Source organism: Paeniroseomonas aquatica (assembly GCF_030409335.1).
GTDB lineage: Bacteria > Pseudomonadota > Alphaproteobacteria > Acetobacterales > Acetobacteraceae > Belnapia > Belnapia aquatica.
The window spans coordinates 54,763-69,170 of record NZ_JAUFPN010000143.1; the positions used below are offsets into that span (position 1 = coordinate 54,763).

Below are 14,408 nucleotides of genomic sequence, written 5' to 3' on the forward strand. Positions count from 1 at the left end.
GGGCGTCAAGTGTTGCACGGGGGGCCTCAACCGCCGCAAGGGGGTGGCCCGGGGCCAGGAAGCCTTGGCGGTTGGGTTGCCGACGCGGTATTCAAGGAACGTGCGCGCAATCATCCTCTCCGCCTTCCTCCGGACCGCCGGCCTCGCCGCGCCCGTCCTGTTCTCCGCCGGCCTCTTCGCCGGCGGCCTGGCGGCGGGCGGGCTGGCCCGGCCGGCCCTTGCCGCGGCGGCCCCGGCGGATAGCGCGGCGCTGCTGCGCCTGGCCGACCGGCTGCGGCGGCTGGACGAGGACGGGCTGGACCCGCGCGCCTATGCGGTGCCGGCGGAGACCCTGGCGCAGCGCGATCCGGCGGCCTGGCAGGCCGGGCTCTACCGGTCGGCCCTGCTGGCCCTGACCGACCTGCTGCATGGCCGCGTGGCGGAGCTGCCGAACCGGGCCGACCTGCGGCGGGACACCGCGGCGGTGCCGCTGGCGCCCTGGCTGTCGGCGCTCGCGGCGGCGCCCGACCCGGCCATGGTGCTGGACCGGGCGGCGCTGCTGCCGCCCGAGGCGGCGGTGCTGAAGCGGGCCCTGGCCCTGGCCCGGGCGCGGGTCGCGGCCGGCGGCTTCCCGCATGTGCCGGCCGCCGGGCCCGATACGCTGGAGCCGGGCGGCGAGGATCCCGTCCGGGTGCCGGCGCTGCGCGCCCGGCTGCTGCTGACCGACCCGCTGCTGGCGGCCATGCCCGCCGCCGCGGAGGCGCTGTACGACGAGGCGCTGCAGGCGGCGGTGAAGCGCTTCCAGGCCGCCGAGGGGCTGGAGCCGGACGGGCGGATCGGCCGGCTGACCTTCGCGGCGCTGAACCGGCCGGCCGAGGTGCCGCTGCGGCAGCTGCGGGCGGCGCTCGACATGCGCCGGGCGGCGGCGCCGCCGCCGAACGAGCGGCATATCGAGGTCAACGTGCCGCACCAGCGGCTGGTGCTGGCCGAGCCCGGCGCCGGCGGGACCAGCCGGGTGCTGCTTGACATGGCCGTGATCGTCGGCAAGCCGGCCCGGGCCACGCCGATGCTGCGGGTGCGGCTCAACGCGGTGCAGTTCAACCCCCAATGGGGCGTGCCGGAACGCAATGCGCGGGAGGACCTGCTGCCGCGCTTCCGCCGCGACCCGCGCGCGATGATGGAGAAGGGATTTCGCGTCTATGGATTCATCGATGGCGCGCGGACCGAGATCGATCCGACCACCATCGATTGGGCCAGCGTGAACCCGACGCGCTTTCCCTACTTCATCCGGCAGGATGCGGGCGATATCAACGCCTTGGGCCGCATCAAATTCATCATGCCGAATACCGAGGACATCTACATGCACGACACCCCCGACCGGCACCTGTTCCGCCGCCCGGACCGCGCCTTCTCCTCCGGCTGCATCCGGCTGGAGAAGCCGATGGAGCTGCTGGACGCGGTGCTGCAGGGGGCGGCGGGCTGGGACCGGGCGCGGGCGGAACGGGTGCTGGCCAGCCGGGTCACCACCGGGGTCGCGGCGCCGCGCAGCATCCCGGTGCGGCTGCACTACACCACCGCGGTGGTCGCGGCCGGCACGGTGGTGCTGCGGCCGGACATCTACGGGCTGGACGAGGCCTATGTGCGGGCGATGGACAGCAGCCGGACCCGGGTGGCCAGCAGCGCGGCCGGGGTGCGCTGAGGTGCGGCCCCGCCTGCCGCCCTGCCCGTGCTGCACGGGCGGGGGCGAGACGATCCTGCCCCGGCGGGGGCTGCTCGGCGCCGCGCTGGGCCTGGCCTGCACCGCGGCGGCCGGAGCCCGGGCGCAGGTGCCGGACACCGCGCCGCGCCGCCTGACCATCCAGCGGCTGCAGACCGGCGAGGTCTTCGACGGGCCCTACTGGCGCGACGGCCGCTACGACCGGGAGGCGCTGCGCCAGCTCGACTGGGTCCTCCGCGATCCCTCGATGGAGGAGGCGACGCCGATGGACCCGCGGCTCTTCGACGTGCTGGCGACCGTCGCCCGGCAGATGGATGCCAGCGAGGGCTACCAGGTCATCAGCGGCTACCGGGCGCCGGAGACCAATGCGGCCCGGGCCCGGGAATCCCGCCGGGTCTCGCGGGCCAGCCTGCACATGTCCGGCATGGCGGCGGATGTCCGGCTGCCGGGACGCGACAGCCTGGGGCTGGCCCGGCTGGCGGCGGAGCTGCAGGTCGGCGGCGTCGGGCTGTACCGGCGGGACGGCTTCGTGCACCTGGATTGCGGGCCGGCGCGGCGCTGGCAGTGAGCCCTAGCCCGACAGGCGGCAGGTGATCTCCGGCAGCGTGGCCTCGAGCACCGCCCGCAATTCGGCCCGGGCCGCGGCCTTGGCCGGGAAGGCCGGGCTGCAGGCGGCCTCGAACCGCAGGCAGGCCGCCGCCAGCCGCCTGAAGCCGAGCATGCCGGAGCTGCCGGCCAGCCGGTGGACCTGCTCCACCACGCAGGCGCCGCCGGGGGAGAGCAGCCCGAGCAGGGCTTCGGCCAGCTCGGCCAGGCGGTGCAGGTTGGTCTCCAGCATCGCCGCCGGCAGGTAGGCGGCCACCTGGTTCAGCACCGCCTCGTCCAGCAGGGGCGGCAGCGGTTCGGCGCTGTCGCTCATGCCGGGCGGCCCAGCAGCTTCGCCAGCCTGGCGACATCGGCCATGGCCAGCGGGGGCGGCGCGGCGCGGCGCTGGCCATAGTCCGCGCTGGCCCGCACCGCGGCGACCAGGGTCCCGAGCTCGGCGGATTTCCCGACCACCTCGTCGAACAGGCTGGGCGCCCCGGCCTCCCGGCGACGCAGCCCCTCGGGGTCGGCGGTCAGCGCGACCAGCCGCGGCCGGTCGGCCCCGGACAGCAGGTCGAAGGCCAGGTGGGCGGCGGCCAGCCCGTCCATGCCGGGCATCATGATGTCGAGCACCACGACCTGGTAGCGCCGGCGGCCGATCTTCTCGAAGGCCTCGAGTCCCTCGGCGGCGGTATCCACCACGAAGCCCTGCGCGGCCAGGGCCGCCTCGGCGATCGACCGCGCCACCGGATCGTCGTCCACCAGCAGCACCCGCGGCGCCTCCGCGGCCGGCGCCGGGCCGGGCTGCGGCCCGGGCTGGCCATCGGGGCGGATCGGCGGCAGCGACCGGTGGCTGCCGAAGGGCAGCGCCCCCGGCGGCACGGGGTGGCGAGGCTGCGGGCGGGCGGCCCCGGCATCCGCGACGGCGGCCAGCAGGGCCGCCGGCGGGCAGGGCTTGGCCAGGACCCGGTCGAACAGGCCGGTCGCCTTGCCTGGCCGGTCCCGCAGCCGCTTCGGCGTGGCGCTGAGGCCGATCAGCCGCGGGCGTTCGGCGGCCGGGGCGAAGCCGGCGATGAACTGCGCGGCGGCGAGGCCGTCGACGTCCGGCAGGCCGTAGTCGAGCACGACGACGTCGAAGACGTCGCGCCGGAGCCGGCGCAACGCATCCAGCCCGTCGGTCGCGGCCTCCACCGCATGGCCGTGGCCGGCCAGCATCCGGGTCAGCACGTCGCGCTGGATGGCGTCATCCTCGACGACCAGGATCTTCGTGTGCAAGGCCAACCCCCGGGACTGCTGCGGTGCCGGCCCAGTCTCGCCGCGGCGGGGCTACCAAAGGCTTAAGCCCGGCCCGGCGCCTCAGGGCGGGGCCGGCGGGCCCTGCCGGCGGGCCGCCATCCCCTTGGCGATCGCCGCCAGCAGCCCCTCCATGGTGAAGGGCTTGACGAGGTGCCCGTCCATGCCGGCGCCGCGGCATTCCTCGAGCTGCTCCGCGAAGGCCTGGGCGGTCAGCGCGACGATCGGCACCCGGCCGCGTGGCCCGGGGAGGGCGCGGATCCACCGGGTCGCCCCGATCCCGTCCAGCCGCGGCATGCGCAGATCCATCAGGATCAGGTCGAAATCCCCCCCGGCGGCGGCGGCGGCGGCCTCGTCGCCGTCCTCGGCGAGGGCGACCGCGTGGCCGGCCGCCTGCAGGAAGCCCTGCGCCACGTCCCGGTTGATGGCGCTGTCGTCGGCCACCAGGATGCGGAGCGACGGCCCGCCCTGGACCGGCAGGGCCGCCGGGGCGGCCTCCGGGGCCACGCGGCCTTCCGCCGCCGCCGCCGCCACATCCCCCGGCGGCAGCTCCAGCCAGAAGAGGCTGCCGCCGCCGGGGTTGTCCTCATGGCCCAGGCAGCCGCCGAGCAGCGTCGCCAGCCGGGCGGTGATCGCCAGGCCGAGGCCGGCGCTGCCGGAGGGGTCCTCGGTGCCGCCCAGCCGCTGGAAGGCCTGGAACAGCCGGTGGCGCTTGCCCGGGTCGATGCCCGGGCCGGTGTCCGCCACCTCGACCCGCAGCGACCGGCCGTCAGCCGTCAGCCGCAGCCGCAGCTCGACCCCGCCCGCCCCGGTGAATTTCACCGCATTGCCCAGCAGGTTGAGCAGGATCTGGCGGAAGCGGGTGGGGTCGGCGACGATGGCCGGCGGCACCTCCGCCGCGATCACCGGCTGCAGCGAGAGCCCCTTGGCCTCGGCCATCGGCCGGACCACGTCGAGGCACTCCTGGGCGACGCCGCGGGGGTCGAAGGCGGTCGGCTCCGGCACCGCGTGGTCGGCCTCGATCTCCGAAAGCTCCAGCACGCCGCCGATGATCCGCAGCATGTGCTTGCCCGCGGTGAGCATCGCCTCCACCCGCCGGGCCTGCGCCGGGCCGAGGCCGCCATCGAGCGACAGCAGCTGGGCATGGCCGAGGACGCCGTTGAGCGGGGTGCGCAGCTCGTGGCTCATGCCGGCGAGGAAGCGGGACTTGGCCCTGCTCGCCTGCTGCAGCACCGAGGCCAGCTCCTGCCGCACCCGCTCGGCCTGCTCGGCGGCCAGGGCATGGCCGATCCGCCGCGCCAGGGACCGGTCGGCGGCGCTCCAGGGGAGGGAGCGGCCGCGCACCAGCTCCTGCCAGGCGGCGAAGGACCGCCGCGGGGAAATCCGGCCGCTCGCCGGGTCCAGGCCCGCGTGCTCGGCCGGGTTGCCGCCCCAGGTGACGGTCCGGGCCAGCTCGGGGCGGAACCAGACCACCGCATCCCCGGCGCCATGGCCCAGCCGGACCAGCAGCGCACCGGACGCCTCCGCGGCGCAACCGGCGAATTCGCCGTCCAGCCTGCCGAGGCTGTCGGTCTCCACCAGGGAGCCGGTGGCCCGGGCCTGGAGCAGCGCCAGCGCCCGGTCCGCCACCGCCAGGGGCGGGGTGCGGCCGAGCGGCAGCAGCAGGCCCCCCAGGCGAACCACCGCGCCGGTGGCGCCGGTGACGGCGAGGAAGTCCGGCCCTGCCGCCGCCAGCGCCTCGGGCAGCGGCAGGGCCGCGGGCAGCCCCCGCAGCACAGCCCGCAGCGCCGGGCGCCGCCGCCGCCGCTCCGCCTCGATCTCCTGCGTCCGCAGGCTGGCCAGCAGCACCGAGACGACCTTACCGAGCAGGTCGGCGGCCAGCCGGGTCTCGAGATCCGGCAGCCGGGGCTGGCGGTGATGGCAGACCAGCAGGCCCCAGAGCAGCGCCTCCTCCGGCGGCTCCTCGCCGTGGTCCCGGCCGCGGTCCGGCCCGGGCGCCAGGGCCAGGGTCAGGCTGGCGGCGGTGCCCATGTTCCGCATGTACTCCCGGTGGACCGGGGAGACGCTGCGCAAGCTGCTGTGGGTGAGGTCGAGCGGCGCCTCCTCGGCGGTGAGGATGGGCACGGGTCGGTAGGCCGAATCGGCGACCAGCCCGAGGCTCTGGCGGAGATACTGCCGGCGGGCCTGGGCCGGGACGTCGGCGGCGGGGTAGCGCAGGCCGAGCAGGGGCTCCAGCGCCGGGTCGCGGGCCTCGGCGAAGACCTCGCCATGGCCCTCGGCATCGAAGCGATAGGCCATGACCCGGTCGTAGCCGGTCAGCTGGCGCAGCCCCTGCACCGCCAGCTCGCAGAGCTCGCGCAGGTCGGCCGCGGCCCTGAAGCGCTCGAGCGTCGGCTGGACCAGCAGCAGCGGCGACTCCGCCGCGGCGGCGGGCGAGGGCGGCTCGAGGTCGAGGCAGAGATGCCGGCCGGTCCGGTGGGCGCGCAGCTGCAGCATCGGGCCGGCGGGCGGTTGCGCCAGGCACCGGAGGGCGCGCCCGTCGGTCGGCGTGCCGGCCAGCGCGGCCCAGGCGGCCTCGCCGATCACGGCCCGGAGGGGGCGGCCGAGCAGGGCCTCCGCCGGGGTGCCGAGATGGCCGGCGGCATTGCCGCTGGCATGGGTGATCCGGCCATCGGCGGCCAGGGCGGCGAGCAGGGCGCCATGCGGCTGGATCGCCCCGGGCAGGTGGATCGGCTCCCGCGCGCAGGCCTCGGCGTCGAAGCCGGCGGGATGCGCCGGGGCGGCGTCGGGACCCGGGCCGGGCCGGGGGACGCCATGGGCCGAGGCCGGGGCCGGTTCCTGCACAGCTTGCCTCCGCCCTGGTCCGGGCTGCATCCGCATCCGTTGCGGCCCGGGTGAGCGCCCTGCCGTGGCGCCGGCAGGGCATGGCCGGCTGCCCCGGGGGCGGCCAGCCTCCGCTGGTCGCGGCCAGCCCAGGACCGGCCGCTTGATCCATATACGAAACGAATGGCCGGGGCGCAAGCCCCGCCGGCCCCGCGGCGCTAGCGCCCCTGCAGGATCGCGCCGCAGGCGGCGGGCAGGGCCGGGCGGGGCCCGGGCGGGCGGGGCGCCGGCTGGCGGGCCTCCGGCGTCAGCCACCAGGCGAGCGTCGCGTCGCAGCCGTCGCCGGCCGGCGGCGGCGGCTGGTCCCGGCACTCCGCCTCGCCGGGCGGGCAGCGCAGCCGGACATGCATGTGGCTGTCGTGGCCGCGCCAGGGGCGGACCCGGCGGAGCCAGGGGGCGCCCGCTTCGGTGCGGCAGAGCTCGCGCTTGATGGCGTGGTTGACCAGCACCCGGTCGACCCCGGGCAGCTCGGCGGCGAGGCGGATCAGCCGGGCATGCCCCGGCCGCCAGATGCGGGGATCCACGCCGGTTTCGTCCGGCAGCACCAGCGAGGGGACGGCGATCTCCTCCCGCGCCGCCGGCGGCAGCGGCGGCTTGGGCGTGAGGTCGAGCCAGATGTCGGCATCCAGCCCCACCTGGTGGCTGGCATGGCCATAGGGCATCGGCCCGCCCCGGGGCTGGCCGAGGTCGCCGATCCAGAGGACGGGAAGGCCCGCCGCCCGGGTGGCGCGGGTGAGGTCCTGCAGCGTGGCGACCAGGGCCGGGTGGCCCCAGTGGCGGTTGCGGGAGAGGCGGACGGCCTGCCAGCCGGGACCGTCGGCCGGCAGTGCCACCGCCCCGCCGAGGCAGCCGAGGCCGGTGCCGCCGATGATGCGGGCGGGGCCGGGCGAGGGGGAGGTCACCCCCGCCCAGCTGGCCGGCGCCTCCGGCGGCCGTGCCGCCGCGGGCGCCGGGAGCGACGCGGCCAGGCCGAGCAGGGCCAAGCCGAGCAGGACCAGGCCGCGCCGGATCAGGCCCCCCGGGCCAAGGCCATCAGGCCTTGGCAGGGAGGCCCCGCGTCTCAGAAGCGGCGCTCGAAGACGGTCACGACGTCGCCGGGCTGCACCAGCGATTCCCGCTCGGCGCGGTATTCGACCGGCCGGGCATCGGGACCGATGCGGGTGATGGAGACGTAGTCCCTGATGGCCCGGTAGTTGAAGCCGCCGGCCACCGCCACGGCGGTGAGGGTGGTCATCCCGGGCTGGTAGGGGAACTGGCCGCCACGCTCGACCATGCCGGAGACGAAGACCGGCCGGTAGGCGATGACCTGGACCGCGGCGGAAGGATCGCGGAACAGGTTCTTGTCGCGCATCTCCTTCTCGACCGCCCGTTCCACCTCGGTGGTGGTGAGGCCGGCGGCGCGCACGGTGCCGATCAGCGGCAGGGCGATGGAGCCGGCGTCGGAGACGCGGAAGTCGCCGGTCAGTCGCGGATCGTTGAAGACGGTGACGCGGAGCTGGTCCTCCGGGCCGACCCGGTAGGAGGACAGGGTCGCATCCGGCAGCGGTGGCAGTTTGGCCCCTGGTGCGCTACAGGCGGCGAGGCCGGCGACCAACAGCAGGCAGAATGCGCGGCGGATATGCATCGTTTGGCTTTCCTTCCGTGTACTAAAACAAGTTGCAACCGGCCGCCGGCTCGGGACTCCTGGCGCCGGCTGGTTCCATAGTCTCTGCCAGACGGCACGCCCGCGGCACATTCGCGTTTCCTTGCGCGCGTGGTTCATCACGCTGATGTTTGCTCGGCGGTGCGATGTTCGCCAGCCCGTTGATTGACCCGCTTCTCCGCCGGAGCGTAATGGCCTGAAGCTCCGCTGCTTTCGCCGCGAAGGAAAGACGCACCTCGTATGCTGGACAGAACGGTTGAATCGCGGCCTCCCTCCGATCGGAAGCCGCAGCTCCGCACCCCCGCGCCCGTCGCGGCCCCCATCGAACCGGAGGGGATGACCGTCACGGCCCTGCTGGCGGCCTTGCGCCGCCGGCGGCTCGTGCTCGTGCTCTGTGCCCTGCTCTTCCCCATCGCGGCCTATGTCGCGGCGAAGCAGCTGACCCCGCGCTACACCGCCAGCACGACCGTCATGTTCGAGCCGACGGATTACGCGGCGCGGGAGCTCCAGAGCATCCTGCGCGACGAGACCACCACGGATGCGGTGCTGGCGAGCCAGGTGGACGTGATCCGCAGCCTGTCGGTCGCCCGCCGGATCGTTCGCCAGTTCGACCTGACCAACCGGGAGGAATTCGCCTGGTGGGTGACCGAGTCGAAGCGGCCGGAAACCCTGAAGTACCGCTGGCAGGATGCCATCGCGCGCCGATTCGGGGCGCTGTCGCCCTCGCTCGGCGAGCTGCTGGCGCCCGAGGCGCCCGAGCCGCGCCCCTCCGAGGAGCGGGCCGAGATCGCCGCCGCCGAGGCGGTGCGCGACCGGATGCTGGTGGTGGTGGTGCGCAATTCGCGCGTGCTGACCGTCCAATTCACCTCCGAGGACCCGCAGCTGGCGACGGATGCCGCCAACCTGGCCTCCGAGCTTTATATCGCGGATCAGCTGGAAGCGAAGTTCAATGCGGTGCGGCGGGCCAATGACTGGCTCGACGGCCGGGTCGGTCAGCTCCGCGCCGAGCTGCAGACCACCGAAAGCCGCATCGCCGAGCTGCGGACCGCCTCGGGCCTGACCCGCGGCGTCAGCGCCGGGCTGGCGACCGAGCAGGTCAGCCGGATCAATAGCGACCTGATCGAGGCCCGCAACCAGCTGGCGACGGCCGATGCGCGGCTCAACGCGGCGCGGCGCGGCGGCGGCGGTGCCGACCTCACCGCGCTGGCCTCCTCCAACCTGACCGGGGCACGGGCGGCGCGCGACGACGCGCGGCGCGACGTGGAGCGGCTGCAGGCGACCCTCGGGCCGAACCATCCGGACGTCCGGGCGGCGCGGTCGCGGCTGGCCGAGACGGAACGGGCGGTCGGCGGCGAGACCGGCCGCGTGGTCCAGGCGCTCGATGCCGAGACGCGGGCCGCCCAGGCCCGGGTCGCCAGCCTCGAGGCGGCGCTGCGCAGCCAGCAGGGCCGGCTGAACCAGAGCCAGGGCGCCGAGATCCAGGTCGCCGCCCTCGAGCGGGACGCCGAGGCCTCCCGCACCCTGCTGCGCGCCGTGCTCGAGCGCTCGCAGCAGACCGTGTCGCAGACCGCGATCGAGAAGCCGGATGCCCGGGTGCTGTCGCCGGCGACCACGCCGGGGACGCCGAGCTTCCCCAAGGTCTCCCTCTTCGTCGTGGCGGCGGCCCTGCTGGGCGTTCTCTTCGGCCTGCTGGTGATCTGGTTCCTGGAGCAGGCGGACAGCACCATCCGCTCGGGCGAGGAGGTGCGCGCCTCGCTCGGCCTGCCCTGCCTGGCGCTGGTGCCGATGCTGAAGCGCGGGCTGCTGGGGCGGCACAAGGTCGAGGACTACGTCGTCCGCAAGCCGCTCAGCCCCTTCTCCGAGAGCATGCGCACCCTGCGCGCCTCGCTCTGGCTCGGCTCGGAGCCGCCGCGGGTGGTGGTGATCACCGCGGCGCGGCCGGGCGAGGGCAAGACCACCACCTCGGTCGCGCTCGCCCGTTCGGCGGCGATGAACGGGGAGCGGGTGCTGCTGATCGACTGCGACGTGCGCCAGCCGGCGCTCGGCCGGGTCTTCCGCTGCGAGGGCGCCCCGGGCGTCACCGACCTGCTGCTCGGCCAGGCGCTGCTGGAGCGGATCATCCGCCGCGACCACCTCTCCTCGCTCGACTACATCCCGGCCGGCGCGGCCGAGATCCACTCCCTCGGCCTCTTCATGTCGGAGGCCATGGGCGGACTGCTGGAGCGGGTACGGCGTGATTACGACCTGATCGTGCTGGATGCGCCGCCGGCGCTGGCCATGGCCGATGCCCGGGTCGTCGCCCGGCTGGCCGACGCCACCTTGCTCTGCGTCAAGTGGCGCGATACCCCGCGCTCGGTGGTGCGCAACTCGCTCGGCCTGCTCGAGGAGGCGCATGCCCGTGTGGTCGGCGCCGCGCTGACGCAGGTGGATGCCAAGGTGCATGGCCGCTCCGGCTATGCGGACGCCGAGGTCTACCACCCGCGCTACGGCGGCTATTTCCGGGAGTAGGACGGCGGATGGGTCGTTATCTGGTAACGGGCGGCGCCGGCTATGTCGGCAGCCACATCGTCCGGGCCTTGGTCGGGCGTGGCGACGAGGTCGTCGTGCTCGACGACCTGCGGCAGGGGCACCGCGCGGCGGTGCCGGCGGCGGCCAGCCTGGTCGTCGCCGACCTGTCCGATGCGAAGCGGGTGGCGGAGGTCTTCGCCGCCTGGAAGTTCGACGCGGTGCTGCATTTCGCCGCGCTGTCGCTGGTCGGCGAATCGATGCGCGACCCGCTGCGCTATTGCCGGGAGAACCTCTCGAACAGCCTGATCGTGGCGGATGCGGCGGTGAAGGCGGGCTGCCTGCGCTTCGTGCTCTCCTCCACCGCGGCGCTGTTCGGCTTCCCCAAGCGGATCCCGATCGACGAGCAGGCGGAGGTCGCCCCGGTCTCGGCCTATGGCGAGAGCAAGCTGATGGTCGAGCGGGCGCTGGCCTGGGCCGACCAGGTGCACGGGCTGCGCTCGGCCGCGCTGCGCTACTTCAACGCGGCGGGGGCGGATGCCTCCGGCGAGATCGGCGAGGACCATGAGCCCGAGAGCCACCTGATCCCGCTGGCGATCGGCGCGGCGATGGGGACGCGGCCGCCGCTGACCGTCTTCGGCACCGACTACCCGACCCCCGACGGCACCTGCATCCGCGACTACGTGCATGTGACCGACCTGGCCGATGCCCATCTGCGGGTGCTCGAGCGGCTCGAGACCGGCAGCCTGCGGTTCAACGTCGGCAACGGCACCGGCTATTCGGTGAAGCAGGTGATGGATTCGGTCGAGCGGATCAGCGGCCGCCCGGTGCCGCACACGCTCGGCCCGCGCCGGGCCGGCGACCCGGCGGTGCTGGTGGCCTCCTCCGCCCGGCTGCGGGAGGAGACCGGCTGGTCCCCGCGCTTCGGCGCGCTGGACGACATCGTCCGCAGCGCCTGGGCCTGGCACTCGGCGCATCCGCGGGGCTACGCCGACCGCGGCTGAGCCCCGCGCCGGGCGGCGGCTGCCGCCCGGGCCCTCCGGCCGGCCCATGGCAATTCCCATATTATTCGTTGTGGTTTCGCCACAAACCGCCTGACGGATCGCCTCGCCTCGTGTAGGGTGATTGGCAATTCGAAACGTCGGTGGCGGATGGGCCAAGGTCGAGACGGTGGGAACAGCTTTGCCAGCAGGTCCCTCGCGCTGCTCCGCGACGATGCCCTGGCGGACCAGCTCGACCTGGCCCGGCACCGCATCCAGGTGCTGGAGTCGAGCGAGGCGGCACTGCGCTCCGCGCTGGAGAAGGCGACCGACGACCTGGACCGGGCGGCGCGCTGCATCGCCGGCGTGCTGACCGACCCCGACCCGGTCCGGCGCTTCCCGGCCGTCGCCCTGGACCCGCTGCTGCAGACGGCCTCGCTCATGCAGCGGCGCGACGCCTGGCTCACCGGCCTCGCCGCGCTGGGGCTGGACGGGCCGGTCTTCGGCCTGGCGCCGCATGGCGGCGGCGAGGATCCGCTCACCCTGCTCGTCGTCGGCTCCGGCGGCATCGGCGACGCGCTCTACCTCTCGGCGGTGGTGCGGGGCCTGCACGAGGCCTTCGGGGCGCCGCGCATCGTCGTGCTGCACGAGCATCCGGCGGCCGAGCAGGTGCTCGGCGGCAACCCCTATGTCTTCGCCGTGCTGGTGCCGCCGGAGCCGGCCCGGCGCGGCTTCCTCGACCTCTGCCACAGCCTCGACGTCTTCGACCTGATCGCCGAGGTCCGCTACGTCGTCTCCTACGCCACCCCGCCGCTGTCCCGCATCCCGGCCGAATTCCTCCGGCTGGCGCATGGCCGGGCGGCGCCCTGGCAGCGCTACGTCCGCTTCGACTGGCCGCACCGGAACAACGACCTGGCGCGGCAGGCGGTGGCGGCCGGCTTCGGCAAGCTCGATCTCGTCGGCTATACCGGCAACCTCGCGGTCTCCGGCCGCCAGGGCCCGGAATTCTTCCCCCGGCCCGGCGCCATGCTGGTCCATGCCACGCCGGCGGCGGACCCGCTGGCGCCGGTGCATGGCCGCGGCTACGTCACCATCCACCACGGCGCGGCGCGGACCATGGCGGGCGCCGCCGGGCTGCAGACCAAGAACCTGCCGCTCGAGGGCTGGGCCGGCATCGTCGCGGCGCTCCAGGCGGAAGGCCATGCCGTGGTGCAGCTCGGCGACGCTGCGGAAGCCCTGGTGCCCGGCGTCGACCTCGACCTGCGCGGCGCGACCTGCCTCGAGCAAACCGCGCGGGTGCTGCAGCACGCGAGCGCGCATGTCGACACCGAGGGCGGCATCGTCCACCTCGCCCGGGCCATGCGGGTGCCGAGCGTCGTGCTCTTCGGGCCCACCTCGCTCGGCTTCTTCGGCTATCCGCAGAATGCCAACATCGCGCCCCGCGACTGCGGCGACTGCTGGTGGCTGACCCGGGACTGGTCGGCCGCCTGCGCCCGCGGCTTCGAGCCGCCCATCTGCATGGCCGGGCACGAGACCGCGGCGGTGATCGCGGCGCTGCGCCGCATCGCGGTGCCGCCCGGGATCATCGCCGTCGGCCCGGCGCAGCCGCTGGAGGACGGCGCGGCGGCGACCCTGGCCGCGGCGCTGGCCGGCTTCGCCATCCCCCGGCCGGGGGCGCTGGTGCTGCTCGAGGATCCGGCGCTGCTCGCCGCCTGCCTGGCCGCGCCCGGCTTCGCCGCTGCCGCGCCGCGGCTGCTGGTGCCGCCGGCGCTGTTCGAGGCGGCCCAGGCCATGGTGCCCGCCGGCCTCTGGCTGCGGCCGGGGGTGGCGGAGGCGATCCCCGCCGAGGCCGGCGACCACCCCGCCGCCATCGCCGTGGTCGCCGACCTGCGCACGCAGCAGGGCCAGGCGGTCGCCGCCGAGCTCTGCCGCGTCGCCGGCCCGGGCGGGGCGGTGGCCGTCATCACCCGCGAGGGGCGGCGGCAGGGCGCGGCGCCGATGCCGGGGCAGCGCCTCCTGGCCTGGCTGCCCGACCAGGCGCCCTCCGGCGCGCCCGGCCCCTCCGTCTGCGTCCTAGAGCAGCGGCCGGCCTCCTCCGGCCCGCGGGGGCCGGCCGCGGCGCCGGCCGCCCGGCTGCAGCCGGCGGGCTAGCGGCATGGCCGGGGCAGGCAGGCCGCGCCGATGCTGACCTTTGCCGGCCGGCTGGGTGGCTTCGACCATGCCCGGCTGCGGGAGGACCTCCGCAGCATGGCGGGGCCGATCGCGGCCGCCCGCCAGCGCGGCCGCAGCCTGCTCCCGCCGATGGCGCTGCTGGAGCGCTACGGCGACGACCTGCTGCACGCGACCCGGGAGGACCAGGGTGCCTGGCAGCTGCGCACGGATGATGCGATGCAGGCCTGGATGGGTGGGCAGGGCTTCACCACGGCCCTGGGCGGCGCGGTCGAGCTGAGCTGGCTCGCCGTCGCCGTGGCGCTCGGCCGCGCCGACCTGCGCCCGCGCTTCCGCCGGGCCGGCCGCTTCGACTACGACGCGGCGCTGCACTGGCTGGTGCTCTATGGCATCCGCGAGCACGGGCTCTACGGCCTGGCGACGGCCCGGCTGGTCCGCCAGCTCCTGGTCCCGCCGCGGCCCGATGCCCCGGCGCCGCTCGGCCTGCTGCTGCTGCGCGAGCGCCCGGACCTCGCGCCGCTGTGCCGCGAGCCCTTCGCCGGGGGCTTCACCCCGGGGCTGCGGCACTGGCTGGAGCGGAGCGGCATCGCCGAATACGGGCTGCACTGGTGCCTGCCGCCGCGCGACCTGGCGGCCGGGGTGGCGCTGCCCGCGG

11 protein-coding genes are annotated in these 14,408 nt (G+C 75.5%); 6 read left to right on the forward strand and 5 right to left on the reverse strand.

The genetic code is table 11. The features are described 5' to 3' along the window. Positions 1–100 precede the first annotated feature (100 nt). Both QWZ14_RS13205 and QWZ14_RS13210 read left to right on the forward strand, forming a co-directional pair. The gene (locus tag QWZ14_RS13205; RefSeq protein WP_290317141.1) at positions 101–1,678 is read left to right on the forward strand and encodes a L,D-transpeptidase family protein; all 1,578 of its coding nucleotides are present in this window, start codon (positions 101–103) and stop codon (positions 1,676–1,678) included. A 1-nt stretch (position 1,679) separates the two neighbouring features. Beyond that, on the forward strand, positions 1,680–2,264 hold the full coding sequence (locus QWZ14_RS13210; protein ID WP_290317142.1) for a DUF882 domain-containing protein: 585 nt from the start codon (positions 1,680–1,682) through the stop codon (positions 2,262–2,264). Between the two features lie 3 nt (positions 2,265–2,267). Here the strand turns inward: QWZ14_RS13210 and QWZ14_RS13215 are convergent, their stop codons facing one another. The 5 genes from QWZ14_RS13215 to QWZ14_RS13235 form a co-directional block, all read right to left on the reverse strand. Beyond that, positions 2,268–2,615, reverse strand: a complete 348-nt coding sequence (locus QWZ14_RS13215) for an Hpt domain-containing protein (RefSeq protein WP_290317143.1) — start codon at positions 2,613–2,615, stop codon at positions 2,268–2,270. Then, on the reverse strand, positions 2,612–3,556 hold the full coding sequence (locus QWZ14_RS13220) for a response regulator (RefSeq protein ID WP_290317144.1): 945 nt from the start codon (positions 3,554–3,556) through the stop codon (positions 2,612–2,614). Before QWZ14_RS13220 ends, QWZ14_RS13215 begins: the two co-directional genes overlap by 4 nt. An 81-nt stretch (positions 3,557–3,637) precedes the next feature. Further along, entirely contained in the window at positions 3,638–6,418 is a 2,781-nt protein-coding gene (locus tag QWZ14_RS13225) for an ATP-binding protein (RefSeq protein ID WP_290317145.1), read from the reverse strand. A gap of 197 nt (positions 6,419–6,615) precedes the next feature. Continuing rightward, entirely contained in the window at positions 6,616–7,440 is an 825-nt protein-coding gene (gene mepA, locus QWZ14_RS13230) for a penicillin-insensitive murein endopeptidase (RefSeq protein WP_290317146.1), read from the reverse strand. A gap of 77 nt (positions 7,441–7,517) precedes the next feature. Next, positions 7,518–8,081 (reverse strand): polysaccharide biosynthesis/export family protein, encoded by a 564-nt coding sequence (locus tag QWZ14_RS13235; RefSeq protein ID WP_290317147.1) that lies wholly within the window; start codon positions 8,079–8,081, stop codon positions 7,518–7,520. Between the two features lie 354 nt (positions 8,082–8,435). On the opposite strand from QWZ14_RS13235, the gene QWZ14_RS13240 reads away from it, so the two are divergent. From QWZ14_RS13240 to QWZ14_RS13255, 4 genes are all read left to right on the forward strand, one after another. Further along, positions 8,436–10,607 carry a GumC family protein gene (locus QWZ14_RS13240; protein ID WP_290317149.1) on the forward strand — a complete coding sequence of 724 codons (2,172 nt, stop codon included), beginning with the start codon at positions 8,436–8,438 and terminating at the stop codon, positions 10,605–10,607. A gap of 8 nt (positions 10,608–10,615) precedes the next feature. After that, on the forward strand, positions 10,616–11,608 hold the full coding sequence (gene galE / locus QWZ14_RS13245; RefSeq protein WP_290317151.1) for a UDP-glucose 4-epimerase GalE: 993 nt from the start codon (positions 10,616–10,618) through the stop codon (positions 11,606–11,608). A 147-nt stretch (positions 11,609–11,755) separates the two neighbouring features. After that, a complete protein-coding gene (locus QWZ14_RS13250) occupies positions 11,756–13,735 on the forward strand; it encodes a glycosyltransferase family 9 protein (protein WP_290317152.1) in 1,980 nt (659 codons plus the stop codon). 30 nt (positions 13,736–13,765) lie between these two features. After that, positions 13,766–14,408 (forward strand): hypothetical protein (locus QWZ14_RS13255; RefSeq protein WP_290317153.1); only part of this gene is annotated, 643 nt, incomplete at its 3' end.